14 protein-coding genes are annotated in these 18,669 nt (G+C 54.9%); 8 read left to right on the top strand and 6 right to left on the bottom strand.

All coding sequences use genetic code 11. The features are described from left to right. Positions 1-5: 5 nt before the first annotated feature. From NBH21_RS09830 to NBH21_RS09815, 4 genes are all read right to left on the bottom strand, one after another. The gene (locus NBH21_RS09830; protein ID WP_250915674.1) at positions 6-443 is read right to left on the bottom strand and encodes a GNAT family N-acetyltransferase; all 438 of its coding nucleotides are present in this window, start codon (positions 441-443) and stop codon (positions 6-8) included. Continuing rightward, positions 431-793, bottom strand: a complete 363-nt coding sequence (locus tag NBH21_RS09825) for an ArsR/SmtB family transcription factor (RefSeq protein WP_250915675.1) — start codon at positions 791-793, stop codon at positions 431-433. Before NBH21_RS09825 ends, NBH21_RS09830 begins: the two co-directional genes overlap by 13 nt. Positions 794-977: 184 nt before the next feature. Continuing rightward, a protein-coding gene (locus NBH21_RS09820) for an IS3 family transposase (RefSeq protein WP_250915676.1) occupies positions 978-2,116 on the bottom strand; the annotation gives its coding sequence in 2 pieces (ribosomal slippage) (positions 978-1,858 and positions 1,858-2,116; 1,140 coding nt in all). 251 nt (positions 2,117-2,367) lie between these two features. Beyond that, complete coding sequence (locus NBH21_RS09815; RefSeq protein WP_250915677.1) at positions 2,368-3,261, bottom strand: hypothetical protein; 894 nt, start codon at positions 3,259-3,261, stop codon at positions 2,368-2,370. An 849-nt stretch (positions 3,262-4,110) separates the two neighbouring features. On the opposite strand from NBH21_RS09815, the gene NBH21_RS09810 reads away from it, so the two are divergent. The 6 genes from NBH21_RS09810 (at position 4,111) to NBH21_RS09785 (ending at position 12,015) form a co-directional block, all read left to right on the top strand. Beyond that, positions 4,111-6,381 carry a type I restriction-modification system subunit M gene (locus NBH21_RS09810; protein WP_250915678.1) on the top strand — a complete coding sequence of 757 codons (2,271 nt, stop codon included), beginning with the start codon at positions 4,111-4,113 and terminating at the stop codon, positions 6,379-6,381. Between the two features lie 8 nt (positions 6,382-6,389). Next, the gene (locus NBH21_RS09805; RefSeq protein WP_250915679.1) at positions 6,390-7,799 is read left to right on the top strand and encodes a restriction endonuclease subunit S; all 1,410 of its coding nucleotides are present in this window, start codon (positions 6,390-6,392) and stop codon (positions 7,797-7,799) included. Further along, positions 7,796-9,304, top strand: coding sequence for a ParB N-terminal domain-containing protein (locus NBH21_RS09800; RefSeq protein ID WP_250915680.1), 1,509 nt, complete (start codon positions 7,796-7,798; stop codon positions 9,302-9,304). The genes NBH21_RS09805 and NBH21_RS09800 overlap by 4 nt, the downstream gene beginning before the upstream one ends. A 41-nt stretch (positions 9,305-9,345) precedes the next feature. Beyond that, complete coding sequence (locus NBH21_RS09795) at positions 9,346-10,344, top strand: restriction endonuclease (RefSeq protein WP_250915681.1); 999 nt, start codon at positions 9,346-9,348, stop codon at positions 10,342-10,344. A 66-nt stretch (positions 10,345-10,410) separates the two neighbouring features. After that, positions 10,411-11,106, top strand: a complete 696-nt coding sequence (locus NBH21_RS09790; RefSeq protein ID WP_250915682.1) for a hypothetical protein — start codon at positions 10,411-10,413, stop codon at positions 11,104-11,106. Between the two features lie 339 nt (positions 11,107-11,445). Further along, the gene (locus NBH21_RS09785) at positions 11,446-12,015 is read left to right on the top strand and encodes a tyrosine-type recombinase/integrase (RefSeq protein WP_250915683.1); all 570 of its coding nucleotides are present in this window, start codon (positions 11,446-11,448) and stop codon (positions 12,013-12,015) included. A 48-nt stretch (positions 12,016-12,063) separates the two neighbouring features. On the opposite strand, the gene NBH21_RS09780 is transcribed toward NBH21_RS09785, so the two are convergent. Continuing rightward, complete coding sequence (locus NBH21_RS09780; RefSeq protein WP_250915684.1) at positions 12,064-14,706, bottom strand: hypothetical protein; 2,643 nt, start codon at positions 14,704-14,706, stop codon at positions 12,064-12,066. Positions 14,707-14,792: 86 nt separating this feature from the next. Between NBH21_RS09780 and NBH21_RS09775 the strand changes: the two genes are divergently transcribed. Further along, positions 14,793-16,154, top strand: coding sequence for a hypothetical protein (locus tag NBH21_RS09775; RefSeq protein ID WP_250915685.1), 1,362 nt, complete (start codon positions 14,793-14,795; stop codon positions 16,152-16,154). Between the two features lie 243 nt (positions 16,155-16,397). On the opposite strand, the gene NBH21_RS09770 is transcribed toward NBH21_RS09775, so the two are convergent. After that, positions 16,398-17,840, bottom strand: coding sequence for an IS1182 family transposase (locus tag NBH21_RS09770; protein ID WP_250915686.1), 1,443 nt, complete (start codon positions 17,838-17,840; stop codon positions 16,398-16,400). A gap of 123 nt (positions 17,841-17,963) precedes the next feature. On the opposite strand from NBH21_RS09770, the gene NBH21_RS09765 reads away from it, so the two are divergent. Then, positions 17,964-18,572: a hypothetical protein gene (locus tag NBH21_RS09765; protein WP_250915687.1), complete on the top strand. Its 609-nt coding sequence runs from the start codon at positions 17,964-17,966 to the stop codon at positions 18,570-18,572. The last annotated feature ends 97 nt before the right edge of the window (positions 18,573-18,669 follow it).

Here is an 18,669-nt window from a genome sequence, read left to right as displayed (position 1 = left end):
CGTCGTTAGGTCGGTGGCCTGTTTAGTCTCATGATCGTCGCCGACGCAGGGCAGAGCCCCGATAGCTGGTGGGTGGAGAGGACTGGTTCCGGTACTCGGTCGCGTGTGACAGCTTCGAAGCCAAGCAGCTCGAAGAACGCCGCGGCCGTTGTCGTTGCCAAATAGATGCCGGCTGATGATGGGGGCTGGGCAATTGTCGCTAGGACCAGTTCTCGGCCGTGTTTCCGCGATCTGAATTCGGGAAGTATCACGACGGATCGGAGAAGGAGGTCGGGCCCGCATTTCTCCAGCCCCGAGAAGCCGATCAGCACGCCGTCGGGATTTCGGCATTCGAAGTAAAGCCGTCCGGGCTCGTCGAGGTCGTCAATAGGAAGCCCGGCGGCCATAAGTGCCGCCCTGAGGTCGCTGCCTGACGGGATCTCTTTGAGGGTCAGTTCACGCATGTCGCCGCTCCCTCCGGAGTGCAGCAGGGGGTCAGATCGGCGATCAAAGGAGCACAAAGCTTGGCGTTTCCACCGCAGCAGTCCTTGAGAAGAAACAGCGTGAGGGCGCGAAGACCCTCCAGGTCCGCCCGGTAGATAATGGAGCGGCTCCTTCTCTCGCTCTTCACGATTCCGGCGCGCGACATCGTCGCAAGGTGAGCGGACATGGTGTTCTGCGGGACGTCCATGATGCGCGCCAGTTCGCCCGCCGGAATGCCCTCCGGCTCGGATTTGACAAGTAGGCGGAAGGTTTCGAGCCTTGTTGTCTGGGCGAGGGCGGCGAGCGCCGCTATAGCGTTCTTTGATTCCATGTATCCAGAATAATGGATATGTTATTGATGTCAATGGCGCGCTGCCCGTGATCGAAAGCGAAAGAACACTTTTAGGCTCAGGACACGTTGATCAGAGCCAGAAGATAACGGTTGCAGCGAGAGAGAGGTGGCTCGGTTTGTCTGAACAGTTTCGGGCGTTTTGTTAAGTGGATTTCCGCCTCGATTATGCCGCCAGCATCATTGGTGTCAGCGCGTTGAAGTAGGCCTGATCCGGCGTCCGCCGGTCAAGCGATGAATGCGGGCGTCTGGTATTGTAAAAGGTCAGATAGCGGCCGATGTCAGTGCGAGCCTCGGACACAGTCTTGTACGCGTGCAGGTAGACTTCCTCGTATTTGATCGAACGCCAGAGCCGTTCGACGAACACGTTGTCCCGCCACGCACCCTTGCCGTCCATCGAGATGGCGATCTCCGCCTTCTTCAACACGGCGGTGAAGTCGATGGATGTGAACTGTGATCCCTGGTCGGTGTTGAAGATGTCGGGTTTGCCATTACGGGCCAGAGCTTCCTCGACTGCTTCGATACAGAAGGCCGCTTCCATGGTGATCGACAGCCGCCATGAGAGCACGCGGCGACTGAACCAATCGACGACGGCGCAGAGATAGACAAAACCACGCGCCATGGGGATATAGGTCAGGTCCATTGCCCACACCTGGTTGGGTCGGGTGACCGCCAACTTGCGCAGAAGATAGGGATAGATTTTGTGCCCAGGCGCTGGTTTGGAGGTGTTCGGCCGACGGTAAATCGCTTCGATCCCCATCTTCTTCATCAGCGTGGCGATGTGCAGCCGCCCAGCTTCCAGACCTTCTCCTCTCAAGAGCCCTTGCAACATTCGACTTCCGGCAAACGGGTAGTCGAGATGCAGTTCGTCGATCCGCCGCATCAAGGCCAAATCGCCGTCAGGCATTGGACGTGGAGAATAATAGACGCTTCCACGGCTGAAGCCGAGCAGCTTCGCCTGGCGCACGACGGATAGCTTATGCTCGCGGTCGATCATTTCTTTCCGCCCAGCAATCCCGCCTTGCCGAGCGCACCGGATAAAAAATCGTTCTCCAGTGTCAGTTCGCCGATCTTGGCATGAAGCGTTTTGACATCGACGGTTGGACCGGCCGGTTCGGCCTTGGTTTCATCGCCGAAAACGCCTGTCGACCCCTCAAGGAGCTGGTCTTTCCATTGCTTGATCTGGTTGGCGTGCACGTCAAACTGCTGGGACAACTCCACCAGCGTCTGCTCACCTCGGATGGCAGCAAGTGCCACCTCCGCCTTGAAAGCCGGGCTATGGTTCCGGCGCGGTCGTCTTGTCATGATTTCTCCTGTTCCCGGCATCTAAGCCGAAGTCAGGCAGAAATTCCACTTATCCTAGCTGTGCAGATTTCCCCAGCCAACTCTGTCATCCAACCGCCCCATCATCCAAGGAGACCAAAATGCTATTAATGGCCTTTATCGCCACATTCGTTGTCGGAGCCCTGGTCGGGATCGCCGCGGTGGATTGGTACGAAAGACGGGTCTGATCTCCACCGCTCCATCATCATCGGTGGGTGTCAATTCCAGGCATCTCAATTCAGGGGTTGCTGCACTGCGGGAGGTTCCGGAGCGGCCAAGGGCAGCGGTAAAGTGTCAGGAGTTCCGCTAACTTGCCCGCCACTTATGTCGATGCGGGCACCTAGTCGCGGTTTCTTGTAGGTGTCTATTTGCTTTAGTTCGAACCGGCCGGTGTCGTTACCTTCTATCACCACCCCTGACATCCACCGGTAAAGAAGCGTTCCATATTCGGAAATTCGATAATTATCATTGAAGTCATGTATGATGTTCAGACTGCCCATTGCGGTGAACAGTAACGCAACGGACGCGCCAATCACCACGACGTTCGGTTTCGACAGGACTTTGGCTGCGGCAGGAGAGATTTTTTCAATCTGGTGAATCGTCTCACTAACGGACGTTTCGCCTCGCAAAAAGCTCTCAGTGGGCGCTCCCAAAGCCTTCAACATCGCAATTGTTGCGCCATCCGCCTCTAAGGCTTTGACGAATTCGCCGACAAGATCGAAAAGGCCTTCAGCCAAGGTTGCCTCATGGTGGCCGCAGACTGGACATGTCTCCAGATTGTTCTTCACAAGGAAGCGGGGGATCTCCACGTTGTAATGCCTTGAAGGAAAAATGCTCTTGCAATGTGGGCACTGAGCCGGCAGCGGCGGACCGTTGGGCTTCACCCAGCCCACGAAGGATCCTGCCTTCGATGGCGTGGACTTGATGCGGGTACCCTTGATCTCGGCACTCTCTGCTTGGATATCGAATGCTCGGCCATCTCCCTCAAAGCCAAAGTTGTCGAGCTTGAGGTTGCGCGTGTTTCGCGCTCGTATTCCGATATCCGCTCCCTCAACAGTGACATTCTTAAATGTAATATCATCAGCATTGTTGATATCGAATGCCACGGATCTCGGTTTTTCAGGCATTGAATTTTCCATGGATTGGCGAGGGATTTGCTTTGAACGGAGTGTGTCGCAGCGCAAGGGCTGACGCAAGCATGCACTTTAGGCTAGTGTTGTGGAGTACTTGCGAAGCTCTTCGCGGAGGCGACGGGAGGTTATGCTGCTATGGCAGCGATGATGCTCATCAGCGTCAGTGCAGTTCAAAGCAGCATGAAAGTAATGGCTGTGACGCGCATCATCTCGGACCGAACCGGTATGCAAGGAAGCTGACCTTGGTGTTCCTGCAAGCCGAGGGGAGCTAATTTAGACGTCGCGGCACACCGCTGCCGTCAAGTTTTTTTGTTTTCTTGTCCGAAAGCTGATGCTGATCTGTCCAGAAGGCAGCGCCGCGCCACATTGAGAAATTCCGAAGTGTATGCGCTACTGAGCTAGGACTGAGCTAGCTTATTTCCGCTGCGTGCGAGGACAAGCAAAGACTTAAACGTCAATGAAATCAAGTTGTAAGCTGGCGCACCCGACAGGATTCGAACCTGTGACCTTTGGAATCGGAATTGGAAGATATAGGTTCTAAACGTATGATTTTTATATTGTGGGTTTCAGACTGCGCTAGAACTGCGCTAGTTTTCTGCCATGGCTTCAGAACTCGGACTAGCTCAGTCCAATAGGTCGGGGAGTGTCATCGGAATTGGAAGATGGTGATCTGCTTTTAGCTAAGTCTGATTTCCTCGGGCATTGTCGAGGTGCGTAATCTAAACTGGGTTTCACTCCTTACCCTCGAAGGTCGAGTGGATAACCGCGCCAGAAATGGTCACGGCACACTTAATACCATAACATCCCCTCGCTCGAATCAGTGCGCGTATGGGGATCTTTAGAATGGCAGTGTCGGACACGATAGCTCGCGGTATCGAACAGCGAATTATCGCGTTCGATGAAGAGAACAGAAACGTCATCTACATCGCGCAAAACAAGAAATACCGCCTGAGCGATCCGGAGGAAATCGTACGCGCGGAGGCCTACGTCTCTCTCATCCTCGATTATGGTTACCCTGCAGGTCAAATTGCCCTTGAGTACCCGGTGCCTCACCGCGTGCCGAACATCCATACTGACATGGTTGTCTTCAAGGATGCGTCGAAGAAGTGGCCTTATATTGTCATCGAGTGCAAGCGTCACGAAGCAAGCCAAGGCGAGTTGGATCAAGCCGTCGAGCAGGGATTCGGCTACGCCAACTCCCTGAGTGCAGATTTCCTTTGGATGACTTCCGGCATCCGAAACGACTATTTCAAGGTATCCGGGTTCGGCGGTGCCGAGCGCATCGAAAACCGTATCGCCGATCTTCCCAAGGTCGACCAGAAGGAAGCTTCCCGCGCGAAGTACACCAAGGGCGGCAAGGGCGGTTTTGAGTTGGAGGTCGTCGAGGAAAACGAACTCACCCGCAAATTCAAGCAGGCTCACGATGCTCTTTGGGCGGGTGGCAAGCGCAACCCATCTGAAGCTTTCGATGAGCTAGACAAGCTGATTTTCTGTAAAATCTGGGACGAACGGACAAACAGGAAGCCGGGCGAACCGTATGACTTTCAGGTCTTTTCCGATGACAAAGGAGATGACCTTAAAAAACGCATTCAGGCGCTCTATCACAAGGGCCGGGAGAAGGACCCCGAAGTCTTCAAAGAAGACATTCGTCTGTCGAATTCTGAGCTGCAAACCGTGGTCGGCTATCTCGCCGGAACGAACCTCGGAAAAACCGATCTGGACAGCAAGGGCCGCGCCTTCGAGACCTTCATGACTGGCTTCTTCCGGGGAGAGTTCGGCCAATATTTCACGCCGCGCAACATAGTTAAGTTCATCGTTGACGCGCTACCCATCACGCACGATTCCGTCGTCATCGACACCTCGTGCGGCAGCGGTGGCTTCTTGCTGCACGCCCTCGACAAGGTGCGCCGTGAAGCTGACCGCATGGCCGAAGAAGGCTACTTTGAGCAGTCTTCGGTTCAGCACCATAAACATTGGCACGACTTCGCGGAGAATAACCTTTACGGTATCGAGATTTCCGAAGGCATCGCCCGCACCGCCAAAATGAACATGATCATTCATGATGATGGGCACACCAACGTCATCGCTTTCGATGGGCTGGAATCGATCGACACCATGCGCGAGCGAACCAAGAACCAGGGCTTCAAACCCAACCGCTTCGACTTCATCATCACAAACCCGCCGTTCGGAGCCAAGGTCAAACTCAACGAGAAGCGGTATCTGGAAGACTATGACCTCGGCTGCAAGGATGTGGACTGGATCGATGCGAAGCTGAAAAACATCACTGTCAAACAAAAGAAAGTCGGCGAGAAGGACCTGATCCGACGCACTTTTCTGGAGAAGGCACGGGATCAGCAGACGACTGAAGTTCTGTTCATTGAACAATGCCACCGCTTCCTCAAGCCGGGCGGATACCTGGCAATGGTCATCCCGGACAGCATCCTGACCAATTCCAGCATGCAATATGTGCGTGACTGGATCGAGGAGCATTGGCGTATTGTCAGCGTCGTTTCGTTGCCTCAGTTCGCTTTTGCGGCCAACGGCGCAGGCGTGAAAAGCTCTGTCCTTTTCTTGAAGAAGTTCGATGACGCGACGACAATTGCCATTCAGCGCGTCAAGGAGAAAGCGCAGGACGCCATCCATGCACGCAAGGACGGCGGCAAGGCACTCGAAAACCTGATCAAGGAGAAAGCGGCAAAGCTCAAAAAGGGCGACGCCGTCATCGAACAGATCGACCAGCAACTCATCGACAAGCTGGAGGCACTTGCGGCGCAAGGCACTTTGACACCAGAGGCAAAGCGTCGCCTCAAAAGCGAAGCGGACCAGGCCAAAAAGGCGCACGAAGACACGGAAGATTTCCAGCAATGGAAGACGACGATCTCCGAGGAATATAATGAGCGTATTGCGACGCTGCGCGAAACGCTGAATGACGAGTTCTTGGCGAAGGTGAAGGCCGAAGTCGCCGACTACGACATCTTCATGGCGATCGCCGAAGATATCGGCTACGACGCCACAGGGCGACCGACCGGTACAAATGAACTGGAGACTGTGGCCGCCGAGTTAGGCCGGTTCATCCAACATCTCGAGGGGAGAGTGCCGCGCCCTTTTGCCTGAGCCCCGGCTTGAATGAAGAGCATTTCTTCATGGTGAGTTGGGGCAAGATCGAGCGTCGGCATGATGTAAGGTTCTACCTTCCCCGCTTCGTCAAGCTTGAGGAGAAAGTCAGAGGTAGGACAGATCGTCGGCTTCGTGATTTCTTCATTGCGATGGCGGGCGGAGCAACGCCGAAGGCCGAAGAGAAGGAGCTTTACTACTCAGACGACCCTGCAATCGGAATTCCTTTTATCCGCGTTCAAAACCTCAGCACGAGCGGCGAACTGGACATTGAGGAAGTCAAATTCATCAACGCCGAGACACATAACGGGATGCTGGCACGCAGCCACGTGCACGAAGACGACCTACTTGTGAAGATCACCGGTGTGGGACGCATGGCCGTTTCTTCTGTTCCGCCCAAAGGTTTTGAGGGGAACATCAACCAACACATTGTCCGCGCGAAGACGAGAAGCAGGATCGAAAGCGAAACACTTGCAGCCTTCCTCAACACGGATATCGGCGAGGCGCTGGCCACGCGTCGTGCGACAGGTGGAACCCGCCCCGCTCTAGACTACCCGGCGCTTCGGTCACTTCCGATCATTTACAACGAGGCAATCCTTCCTCTGCTTGAAGAAGCTAATTCCCGGAGGAAGGACGCACTCAAAAAGGCCGACGTGCTCTTGGCGTCGATCGATGATTATCTTTTGGCTGAGCTTGGCATCGCCCTGCCGCTAGAACCGGAAAACACGATCGACAAGCGCACGCAGAGGGTGTCATTCTCGGCGATACAGCAGCGGCTCGACCCGAATTTCTTCGCGAGGAAGTATGTCGATCTGACAGAGGCAATTGCTAGACGACCGTTCAAACTACTTCGCGATGTGTGTAACCTTTCATCTGAAACTTGGGATCAAAAGAGCGGCTTCGGCGAAACCTTTCCCTATCTTGAAATTTCGGCGATTGATCGCACGACAGGCCAGATAACAGAGATCGCCGAAATTCCGCTTGAGGAAGCACCAAGCCGCGCACGTATGATGGTACGGCCTCAAGACATCCTTGTCTCGACTACCCGCCCCTCTCGTGGAGCAATAACTCTAGTCTCTTATGATCACGAACCCTTCATCGCCTCGACGGGGTTTGCGGTGATCCGAGAAGTCGATACCAGCTTGGTCGACCGCAAGTTCCTATTTCACGTTCTGCGCTCAAGGATCGGCCTGACGCAGATGGAGCAACGCTCCAGCGGGGGAAATTATCCGGCGATCACCGCAGCGGAACTCAAGCGGATCGAAATACCTTTGCCTGACCGTTCAACGCAACTGAGTATCGGGCAAGAAATCGAACGAATGAAGACAGCTGCGCTGCAACTGCGCCGCGAAGCAAATGCAGAGCTTGAACGAGCTAAGTTAGACATCGAAGCGATCTTATTGGGGGATGCGGCATGAGTACAGTTTTCAATGGCGCCTTCGCCCCCTCAATCGGCGGCTTCCTGACCGTGAGGGGCTATGCCCGGTTGATCGACATCGCCCGCTGTTCTTATGCCGACGAGGCTTACCAGCGTGACTTGAAGCCCTCGCATGTGGAGGACATCAAAAAGTTCTTCGACGATGGGGAATACCTGTTCTTCCCCGAGATCATCCTATCGGTGCAATTGGACGTCGACTATGAGAAGGCGGGCGCGCCCTCTGCCGACCCTTTCCAACTGATCCGTGACGGCGAGCCCTTCAAGTCAAACACCAATGGGCTCGACATCAAGCCACGCAAGACGAGGTCAACCAGCGACCTAGCGCGCTACGAGATCACAGTGCCGGACGGCCAGAAGCTTTTCAAACGCATCGACGGCAACCACCGTCTGAGCGCCTTCGAGGCGTTGAAGGATGTCGAGTTCGATCGCTATGTAGCACCCTTTTGTCTGGTGTTCTTCGGCTCCGCAAAGGACGCCCGCCGGAACGAAAAGGCGCTCTTTCACAATATCAACTCCAAAGCCATGCCTCTGACTTCGGAGGAGGTATACAAAGGCATAATCGATGCGCCGGATGACTTCTCCGACAGCGACCTGAACGACCGTTTTGGGCCAGAATATTTGCAATGCCGCCAGCTCAAGGATCGGCTCGATTTTTCCTACCTTGCCAACCTGAAGAGCGTCTTCGGTAAGAACAAAGGTCAGGACGAATGCGCGCGTTCCGTTCTCATCCAATCTTTGCAGGATGTGCGCGGGCAGATCGACCCTAAGACAACACTCGATACCGAAGCCGTTTTCGGGGCGATTAAACGCATCAACGACACCTATGGCGATAAGCGGCTGCAAGCCTCGACCGCGCAGGGCTTATTCGCCGCCTTCCTCTACTTCCAGCTGTCCACAGATCGAAGCCGGGGCACCTACGAGCAGTTCACCAACTGGGTGCTGCGAACGCACCAGTATGAACTGCGCTCAATTAATGCGGCTGATCTCATCAAGATTTTCAGCAAGATCGCACAATCTCGCAAACGCCAAGTTTTCGTCTCCATGCAATTCAGCGAAGATACAAAGCCCAATTTCGAGGCGATCAAAAGTGCGATTGACGATCTAAACGTTAAGCATGATCTGGATATCGCCATCCGCCCCCTCCGAATTGATCAATTCGATACCGGCTTTTCCTACGTTATCAATGATGAAATCCTACGGCTGATCGAAGACTCTGGTTATCTCATCGCCGATCTAACGAAGGGCAACCCGAACGTCTATCATGAGATAGGCTACCTCATGGGATTGAACCAAGGCCAGGGCTTACCTCACCGAAACTTTTTGCTCGTGCACAACAACTCAATCGGTGACGCACAAAAGGATATCCGGTTCAACCTCGCGGGGATCAAACAGCTTCGCGAAAGCGATACCAACGGGTTGCGGGAAGCCGTCAAACGTCAGGTCTCGATCTACTTCGGACTAGATGAAAAGGCGGTTGAAGCATGAGCGACGGGAGAAAGAGAAGCTCCGCTTTGTGGGGTATTCACATGGATATCAGCGTCGGCACCAGGCCGACGGATGAGGGTTTCGTCGGGATCGGCTGGCCACAGCTAGGGGACCTTTCCAAGCTGTCAGCCAATCGAGAAGCTTTCAAGTCCGCGATCAAAGTTGCTTATCCTGACTCGAAGCCTGGCTCCATCCCTGTACAAGCCGGAGTACTGTTCCGTTTCCTTCATGAAGTGAAACCAGGCGATCTCGTTGTCTACCCGTCGAAGGTCGATCGGATGGTCAATCTGGGCGAGGTCGTCGGGCCCTATCAATACCAACCTCTGAAGAACCCGACCTATCCCAATATGCTGCCAGTGAAATGGCTAAAGCATCTTCCCCGTGAAGACTTCTCGCAGGACGCGCTCTACGAAATCGGCTCGTTTATCACGCTCTTTGCCGTCAAAAACTATCGCAACGAGTTCTTGGCCGCTCTCAACGGCTCGCATTTGCCGGAACCCACCGAAAACGCAACGGAAGAGCGACGCGACGATGCAATGGTATCAAAAGCTGTAGCATCGCAGGCGGAGGAAACGACGCAGGACTTCGTGATTCGGCAGTTGAAGACAGCCATTGACGCCTATCAGTTTGAACAGTTCGTCGCTCACCTGCTGGAATGCATGGGGTATCACGCCCGCGTCACACCCAAATCCGGCGATGGCGGCGTTGACGTGATCGCGCATAAGGATGAACTCGGCTTCGAGCCTCCGGTGATCAAGGTTCAATGCAAGCAGGTTACCAACCCGATTGGCCGACCAGAAGTTACGCAACTACTGGGCAACGTGGAGAACGGCGAGTTCGGCCTATTCGTCACGCTTGGCAGCTACACGAAGGACGCGCGTGAGTACGACCGGTCAAAGCCCAATCTTCGGCTCATAGACGGCGACCAGCTTGTTGGGTTGGTCTTTGAGCACTACCACAGTTTCGATCCCCGCTATCAAGCCGTACTGCCTCTGAAGAGGATATACGTGCCCTCTTTAGAGGAGAACCTTCCGACGTGATGCCGACGCGAAGGGCAGGGGCTAAAACTAGACGCGAGTGCAGGGGATGCACGAGGAGCTTCTTCGGTGGATTTGGGTTACTTCCTCAGGCAAAGAACTAGCCTGATCCGGTTGTTCTATGACAAAGCACGTGTACCTTTTGAGCAACTGAAGCGCGATATTGAGGAGGAGGTGCCACCATGGGAGCCTCCCTTTTTCGATCCCGATACGGACAGCGGTGAGCCACCGTATCTCGTAGAGTGGATACAGGCAGAGCAGACGAGGGAGTTGGTGGGCCTGCTCTCGGTTTCGCTTCTCTCGGATACGCTGAAGCTGTACTTCCACGAATTGGAGCGTCACTTCGGAATTCGTTGGCAAGATGAGAAGGCTCGCAAGAATCACTTCAAGCAAGGCGTCGTGGAAGCGTATCGGCAAATCATTGAACACGTAATGGGAGAGGAGTTCAGGACATGTCCTGTCCGTTTTGATGTGATCGAGCAGGTTATCCTGGCTCGGAACGACTTCGCCCACAATGACAACTTCCTGTCTTTTCAGACGAGACATAACGCTAAGACACTCGAAAAACATCCAAATCCGTTCTTCGTTGGAAGGGAGGACAATGAAACAGCGTCGGCGTCCTGGGGGAACTTTCAACTTGAGGTGAGCCGTGAGGCCTTGATGGCTGCGATTGCAGAGGTGGAGAAGCTCGCCGATTGGGTCCAGCACAATGATAATGTTGTCTGGGAGTGGCGTCGAAGAATGCAACGGCAGGAAGAACGCTGATCTGTGGCGCAAACGAAGAGAGGCGGGGTATGAGGCCATGTCTCATAGCACTTAGCCGGTAAGCTTCCAAATCCCTCGGACGGCATTACGCGCTCCGGCTTGATAGCCGTTGTGTCTGATTTTTGAGTCTTAACTAGGACGGTGCGCAATGGCCAGTATCGCCCAGTTTCTGCTTAAAGGGCAATCTAAGAAAATGCACATTTTCTGACGTTTGCGCTCCGGATGGCGCTGACGCCTTGATCCCGCAGAGAAATTTTCCGCCTGCGATCAATACTCGCCCTTCCTTTTCATCGGCAACATAACGAACGGCATAGAAATGCTGTTTTTTGTGAGGTTCTGATGAAACAAGCGCGCGTTTTGACGGATGCCGAATTTAAGCGGTTGCTGGCCGTGGTGGCACAGATGAAGCATGCGGGGCGAAATAGGCTTGCGTTAATGCTGTCACACCTCGCAGGGTTGCGCGTGGGTGAGATTGCCGCCCTGACGGTACGCGATGTCCTCGACAGCGACGGGAAGGTTCGCGAGCAACTGCGGCTGCGGGCCGAGATCACCAAGGGCGGTCATGCGCGTGTGGTGTTTCTCAACGAGAAGCTACGCCGGGAGATCGAACGGCATCGCAGCGAATGGCCCGAACACAAGGACGCCGATGCACCACTGCTGGCGACACAGAAGCGGACGGCGTTTTCCGCGAATACCCTCTGCCAGTTAATCGGACAATTATATAAGAGCGCCGGTCTCGACGGGGCGACCTCGCATAGCGGTCGCCGTTGGTTCATTACCCGGCTTGCACATTCCGGAGTAAGCCCGAAGGTCATCATGACGCTGGCAGGGCATCGCAACTTGACGACCACGCAACGTTACATCGATGTGCGCGATGACATGATGAAAGCGGCAGTCGATTTGCTCTGACCGCTCCTCATGGGCAAAAGTTCGCTCAACGAACTTTTCCGGCGGATGCTAGAGGACCGGCTTGGGGATTTCTATCCGCTTTGGCTTTGCGCCCCAGCAGGCCGTTTCGAATTCCTTCTTATCGAGCGAATGAGAACCTGTCTTCATGCGCAAACCAAGCTGGCCAAATTTTTCAACGAGCAGTTCATGACCCTCACGCATCTTTTCCGTCCGGTCATCGTCACCGTTTGCGAACGTGCTTTCGCCTGAAAGCTCTTCCAGAACCATGTTCCACGAGGTCATGGTTGAGTAGCCGAGTGAGACGGCTTGCAGCACGACATATGTGTCTTCGCCATGTGTGCGGAAGCTCGGATCAGGGAGCAGCGGTTTCCGCCCCTCTTTTTCAAAGTTGCGTACAACAATCATGCTGCCTTTTAAATCCGTGCTCTTCTTGAAGACGTGATTGTTCGCGTACGGATTTCCGGGGGCATTAAGCTCCTTGCTGAAAGGAACTTTCCTCCCATAGATCGGGGCAAAAACATCAACGCCATCGTAGGCATCTTTCCCGTTCGCTGCCATTTCCGCAAACAGACGGTAGCTGCTGTTATGGGTTTCGGCCTGCATTAGCACTGCATCGTCATCCATGATGATGCCCCAATCGAAATCGCTGCCATATAGCTGCTTTAGGCAGTCGATGCGGTTTTCGATCAGGATGCGAGGACCGACGCACGTGACGCACCCACCATGCTCGGCAAGTAGGCCAAGTTCCTTGCTGGCGGCAATTTCTTCGTTGGTCCAATTGGACGCCATGACATGAACGGGAATATCCGTCATACGGCGCCACCATTCGAGTTGCCATTCAAAATCGAACTTCCTGTTGGCCCGGTGTTCCCCTTCGTCAGGCAAAAAGCTCGTGATAAAGGCACCGAATGCGCGTCCGCTGGACGACGGTGTGGCCGGAAACGTCGTTTTTTTCCGCCTATTCTTTTCGATCAACGCGTAGTTTCGGGAGCGATGATCGGGAGCGGCCGTAGCACTCGTAGCAATGCTTGCAGACGCTGATCTCGTTTTCGTTGTCCCCGAATGCGAAGAGCAGCCGGGGTTTCCTGATGGTGTTGAACCGTTCGATCCCTGCGGTGGTGTTTGCGGTGCAGGTGGCGTTGGTATCGTTGCCGGAACGAACGGTTCGCAAATCTGTGTCGGGTCCATCTTGCTGCCGATGATCAACGGCGATCTGTATTCAACGGTATCGCCATTGACGAAGGTATGCTCGATGCAAAATGCAGCGTCTTGGACTTCGCCATGCGCGATGTACCCGCCAATGTCTTCACCATGGGCGAGGAACGAATTCCAAACAGCCTGCGCATCAGCGAGCAAAAGCTCGTTTTGGGGCAACGTGGCCGTCGCTTCCTTGAACGCTACAGACGGATAGTTGGTGTTCATCATGCCGGACGTCTGTTCGAAGCCGAGTTCGATATGCTTGCCGTTAAACACCCATTGGAATCGCTTGGGGCGCGAAATCAGCGTCGTCCTTTGCGCGTTCGCCTTCTGAAACAGCGTCATCGCGATATCGAGATTCTTGCTATCTCGCTGTATCGCGTCCAGCGACACCGTGAAGTGCCGTGTGCGCAATCCGAGTTTGCGGCCCTGCCGAAGCTTTTTCTCTGCGTAGTCAGACACTGGTAACAATGTCAGACGCGTGGGGGATTTAGCGTTGTCGGCCAAGATCAGCCCACCATTATCCTCACGGATCGTCCAGTCAGTGTCCTGCTGGAACTGCTGCTGGAAAATATCGGCATCGGCCAGATCGAGAATGAATTGTCCCTTGCCGTTCAATTCGGGCAGCGCATGGGCCAGCGTGACGGTGGCATGGGTGAAGCTGTAAGCGTCGGAAAGAAAGCGGAGTTTTGTAACAGGGCCGTTGCCGGCATCCTCGTTCCAGATGGCAATGCATTGCAACTGACCTGCCGATGACGGCTTGCAGGTGCCGGAAATCAGATCGACGGCGCGATACAGAGAAAAAAGCGGCTTGTCAGCAAGCGGATGAGTGGTGACGGCCCTGTCACCAATCGCTTCCAACAGGTACTTTTCGATTGTCGCGTCGCTGTCGTCTTTCCGGATATCGACAAGGAAGGTCTGACCACCCTGCGAAAACAGCATGGACCGATGAAAACCATCCGGCAGGCTGACACCCGGCAAGGCGGTTCTCACAATCGGCTTGCGCTTCAATTCTTCCGATATCATATTCAACCGAATCGAGCGGAGCTTTTCGGCCTTGGCTGTCGCCGGTCGCGCAAAGTGCTGGACGGCGAGAATGTAACAGCCCGACACGCCGCCGTTGCTGACGAGCCAGTCGATAAATTGCTGATCGCCGATTGTTTCCGCCGCGAGAGCGAGAACATTGCTCATCTGGCTGCGCCACGATTTGCTTCGCTTATCGGAGAAGGCCAGATCGACAAGGGCATTATAGGGATTGGCTTTCGTCACCTTGTTGCAGGCTTTTCCGTGATCACTCAGGAAGCTTTCGAATGCCTGCGGGTTTTGGCGGATGCTTTCACCGAAGTCAAAAATCTTGTCCAACGCGACATGCAGCAGGTTTTCTGTCTTGCTCTCGTGCTGCTCGAATGCGCTGGCTGCGCTTTTGATCGTGGCGAACTGTGCTTCGTAATAATTTTGGTCGCGAATTGTTTGTTTTTTAACCGCTATTCCCACTGGATGCCCCACGCATTTTATTCAACGTGGCGCAATCAGACCGAGCAATCCTTAAAATTTGCAGACGATCCCAATGCGAAAATTCTTTGACGGACGACATGTTTAACAAGCCCTCAAAATATGCCATCTACACCCCCGCGATCAGTCAGGAATTCGCGAAGCTCGGATATTCGCAGCACCTCAAACGGCGCTTTGCGTTTCTGGAAACCGACCTGAACTTTCTCGACCCGAAGAGCGGCCTGTTTCATTACCCCTATGCGCTCTACAGCGCGGGTCAGGCTGCAAAGACTGCGAACTCGGCACTCGAAGACAACATCGTCAAATTGCGCGACCGGAAGGCGACCACGGTCATCGGAGATAGCGGCGGTTTCCAGATACAGGGCAACCGGATCAAGTTCACTGGCGATCCGACATGCGAGCGCATGTTGCGCTGGCTGGAAACACATTCCGACTATTCGATGTCGCTGGACTTCCCAACCGGCGGTATCACGCCCGGCAATGTCGCCATGCATGCCGAACGGCTGATAGCCGAAGGCCACAATCTCGATGCGATGTGCGCGGCCAACGGCCAGTCACTGGATTTCAATGCCTGCCTGAAACAGTCTTTGCTCAACCTGGATTATTTCGTGCAAAACCGAAAACCGGGGGCCACGGAACTGTTGAATGTCCTGCAGGGTCGCAACGAGGCGGAAAGCAAGGCATGGTATGAGGCCGTGAAGGGTTATGGCCTCGAAGGCTGGGCATTCGCAGGGGCTCACCAGAACTCCTTTTCGTTGCTGCTCAACCGCCTTCACGATATGCGCAACGATGGCCTGCTGCAAACAGCGAAGTGGATACACATATTGGGCATCTCCACGCCGTCTATCGCCTACTTGTTCAACGCGCTGCAACGCTGCGTGACCGACATCAACCCAGATCTTCAGATTACGTTCGACACGGCAGGCCCTTTTATTTCCGCTGCGAAGTTTCAGGCGCTGATGACCCACCGGCTGGATAAGACCGGATGGACCTTCTCGACGGTATCCATGCCGAAAGAAGGAAGCCCCTCGGATACCCGCTCTCTCAATGAGCTTGCATGGGAAATTGCACAACGTCGGCCCAAGGCTAAGCGGGGCAGTAGAGCCATCCAAGACGAACGGACCCTCTACGCGATCCCTGCGTCAACGACGGTCGGCGCACGTGTGAAGGTCAATGAAATCTGCGTCGGGTCGAACGGTTCGTCCGATCTCGACAACGACAGCATCATGATCCTCATGAACCACAACGCCGAAGCCTATGTGCGGGTCTTCCAGCAGGTGAACAGGATTTTTGACAATCCAGAGGAGTACGAGAACGACGTTCCCGTAACCCTGAAAGGGCTTCGGTTTGCCATCGAGGATATATGGGCCGATCCACAGTCCAAGACGACCGCTTGGGCATCGTTTCTCGACACGCTGGCCGCGGCGTGATCGACTACACGGCTCTGCAAAACGCCCAAATTTCGCAGGGTCGCAAATATCAGGCGCAAAACCGAAACAAAACTTGGGCAGAGCGTCCAAAAACTCTTTGGAGGAATGATTGCATGCGCTGCTCAGTGCTGGAACTCTGTGGGTGGCGAGATTTTCCGGATTTCGATGCCCAATAGCCCTGAGAAGGCGTTGCGGAGCGTTTGGATGCGCTATTTTGGTTCAGAAAGTGCGTAGAGCGGCCTTTCACACCCTGACAGCGGCGATCAGGCCCGCAACGCCGACAAGAGTGATGGCTCTTTTGATGTTGTAGGCCAGTGCCGTCAGGCTGAACTCCCCTCGCACGTTTTCCAGCCTGCGCATCAGGAACGCTCCCTGATACATCCACTGTTTTATGGTGCCGAACGGGTGCTCGACGCTTTCGCGCCTTTGGTCCAGAACGTCGGGCTGGGCGGCGAGACGCGCTGCCATGCGGTCGAGCACCGCCTCGTTCTCAAGGCGCGACACGCGGCGGAAGCTTTTGGTGCAGCGCTCGCGCAGATGGCACGCCTTGCAGGCGTCGCGGTTGACATAGTCGATCTTCACATTGTCGCGTGACTTGCCAAAGTGACGGGGCGAGAGCACCTGGCCTGCGGGGCAAAGGTAAATGTCCTTGTCCGGTTCGTAGCGGAATTCTTCCTTGGAGAAGAACCCCTCGGCCACGGCCGGACCACGGATCGGTTTGGGAACATAAGCGGTGATGTCGGCTTTCTCGCAGGCTTCTATGTCCTCGATCTTGAAGTAGCCCCGGTCCGCCACAGCCTCGATCCTATCGACACCGAGCGTGTCCATCGCTGCCTCGATCGTTGGCGCCAGCAGCCCCATGTCGAGTACCTGGTTGCAGACTTCCTGCTCGGCGATCAGCTTGTGCTTCACATCAACGGCGAGCTGGATGTTGTAGCCGACGCCGACCTTCGTCATGCGCGCCATGGCGCGGGCATCCGGATCGGTCAGCGAGATCTGGTCCTCGCCAGTGCGATCCAACTCATCCAGCAGCGCCTTGTGGCGATCCCGCTTGCCTTGGACCGCCGCGATCTTTTCCGCGAGTTTGCCATCGCTGCGACCGCAACTGCCATTGTTGCTGGCTTTTTCCTCTTGCGCATCGCCTTCATCGAGCCGCTTCATGTAGTCGGCCAGTTTCTCGTCGGCTTCGTTGATGAACTTCGTCAGCACACCCCGTGTGAAGTTGCGATCCTTGTTGTTCACCGCCTTGATGCGCGTGCCATCGACCGCCAGCAGTTCGCGTCCGAACAGATCGAGTTGCCGGCACAGGATGACGAACTCGCGGAATACCTGTTTGAAGGCAGCACGGTTCACGCGGCGGAAATCGGCGATGGTGCGGAAGTCCGGCTTCAGGTGTCGCAGCAGCCAGATCACCTCGATATTGCGATGGGCTTCTGCCTCCAGCCGCCGGCTGGATCGCACCCGGTTGAGATAACCATAAACGTAGAGCTTCAGAAGATCGGCCGGATCATAGCCCGGACGGCCGGTCTCCTTCGCCGCCACCCGCACAAAGCCTGAGGCAGCAAGATCGAGGCCGTCGACGAAAGCCTCGATGAAGCGCACCGGGTTGTCCGGGCCGACGTAGTCGTCCACCGCTTCCGGCAGAAGCAGCAATTGCGCGCGATCTGTTCCTGAAAGATGTGCCATGGAAAATTCTACCACACCGCGACATCATGAGGAATCGCAAGTCGTGTTTACTCACGGTAGAAAATGATGCCATTCAGAACTATAGAGTGAAGATCACACTTTAATTACGGGGGACTTCGGGCAATGAAACAATCGCTGCAACGCGAGTGGTTGACGGATATTCTGGAAGCCACGCCCTCGATAGTTTTCCTTGCGCTTTGGCGTAGCAACGTGGATATGCAACTGTCAGGTTGGATCGGAGCGGCTCTGGCGACAACGCTGCTTGTTGCATTTCGCTATTTTAGAATTCAATTCAATCCGATCATGTTGGGAATAAATGTTCATCTGGTGATCATCACGCCTTTGATCATGGCCGCGTTCTATGCAGGCGCACTCGAATTCAGTGACGTCCTCGTTACCCATTCATATCGCGGAGTGCTGGTCACTGTCTTCGTGGTCGGGTGCGCGCTGATCGTTTTTTCTCAACGTGGTTTTATCGGAACGGACGGCCTGCCCAAGAGGAGCCGTTGGATGTATTCGGGACTACTGCTCGCGGTATCGGCAGCGACCATCTTTTGGGCTTTTACCTACACGGGCGGCGACCTACTTGCCGTTGCGGTCCCGATGGTAGGGATGTTTGGTCTGCGGCGCTATCTGATAGCGCGGGCTCTCGATACCAATCAGATAAGCGGCATCGCGGTTTTGGGAACCGGCTCGCTGTTGGCCGCCGGGCAAGATACAGATCCCGCTTAGAATGCGGGTTTTAGGACAGTCTGTGGGAGTTTTGCGACAGGTACTCACGAGCGCTAAGCCAATGTGCATATATTCTTGTTGATTTCGTTGGCCCAAC

It is taken from the genome of Ciceribacter sichuanensis (genome assembly GCF_024055605.1).
GTDB lineage: Bacteria > Pseudomonadota > Alphaproteobacteria > Rhizobiales > Rhizobiaceae > Allorhizobium > Allorhizobium sichuanense.
The sequence above is the reverse complement of the archived record's forward strand: the minus strand, read 5'-3'. Positions and strand labels throughout refer to the sequence as shown.

Excerpts from the sequence above, each read along its gene's own strand:
- NBH21_RS09825 (WP_250915675.1), bottom strand. The coding sequence starts at position 793 with ATGGAATCAAAGAACGCTATAGCGGCGCTCGCCGCCCTCGCCCAGACA.
- NBH21_RS09800 (WP_250915680.1), top strand. The coding sequence starts at position 7,796 with ATGAGTACAGTTTTCAATGGCGCCTTCGCCCCCTCAATCGGCGGCTTC.
- NBH21_RS09830 (WP_250915674.1), bottom strand. The coding sequence starts at position 443 with ATGCGTGAACTGACCCTCAAAGAGATCCCGTCAGGCAGCGACCTCAGG.
- NBH21_RS09765 (WP_250915687.1), top strand. The coding sequence starts at position 17,964 with ATGAAACAATCGCTGCAACGCGAGTGGTTGACGGATATTCTGGAAGCC.
- NBH21_RS09815 (WP_250915677.1), bottom strand. The coding sequence starts at position 3,261 with ATGCCTGAAAAACCGAGATCCGTGGCATTCGATATCAACAATGCTGAT.
- NBH21_RS09810 (WP_250915678.1), top strand. The coding sequence starts at position 4,111 with ATGGCAGTGTCGGACACGATAGCTCGCGGTATCGAACAGCGAATTATC.
- NBH21_RS09795 (WP_250915681.1), top strand. The coding sequence starts at position 9,346 with ATGGATATCAGCGTCGGCACCAGGCCGACGGATGAGGGTTTCGTCGGG.
- NBH21_RS09785 (WP_250915683.1), top strand. The coding sequence starts at position 11,446 with ATGAAACAAGCGCGCGTTTTGACGGATGCCGAATTTAAGCGGTTGCTG.
- NBH21_RS09770 (WP_250915686.1), bottom strand. The coding sequence starts at position 17,840 with ATGGCACATCTTTCAGGAACAGATCGCGCGCAATTGCTGCTTCTGCCG.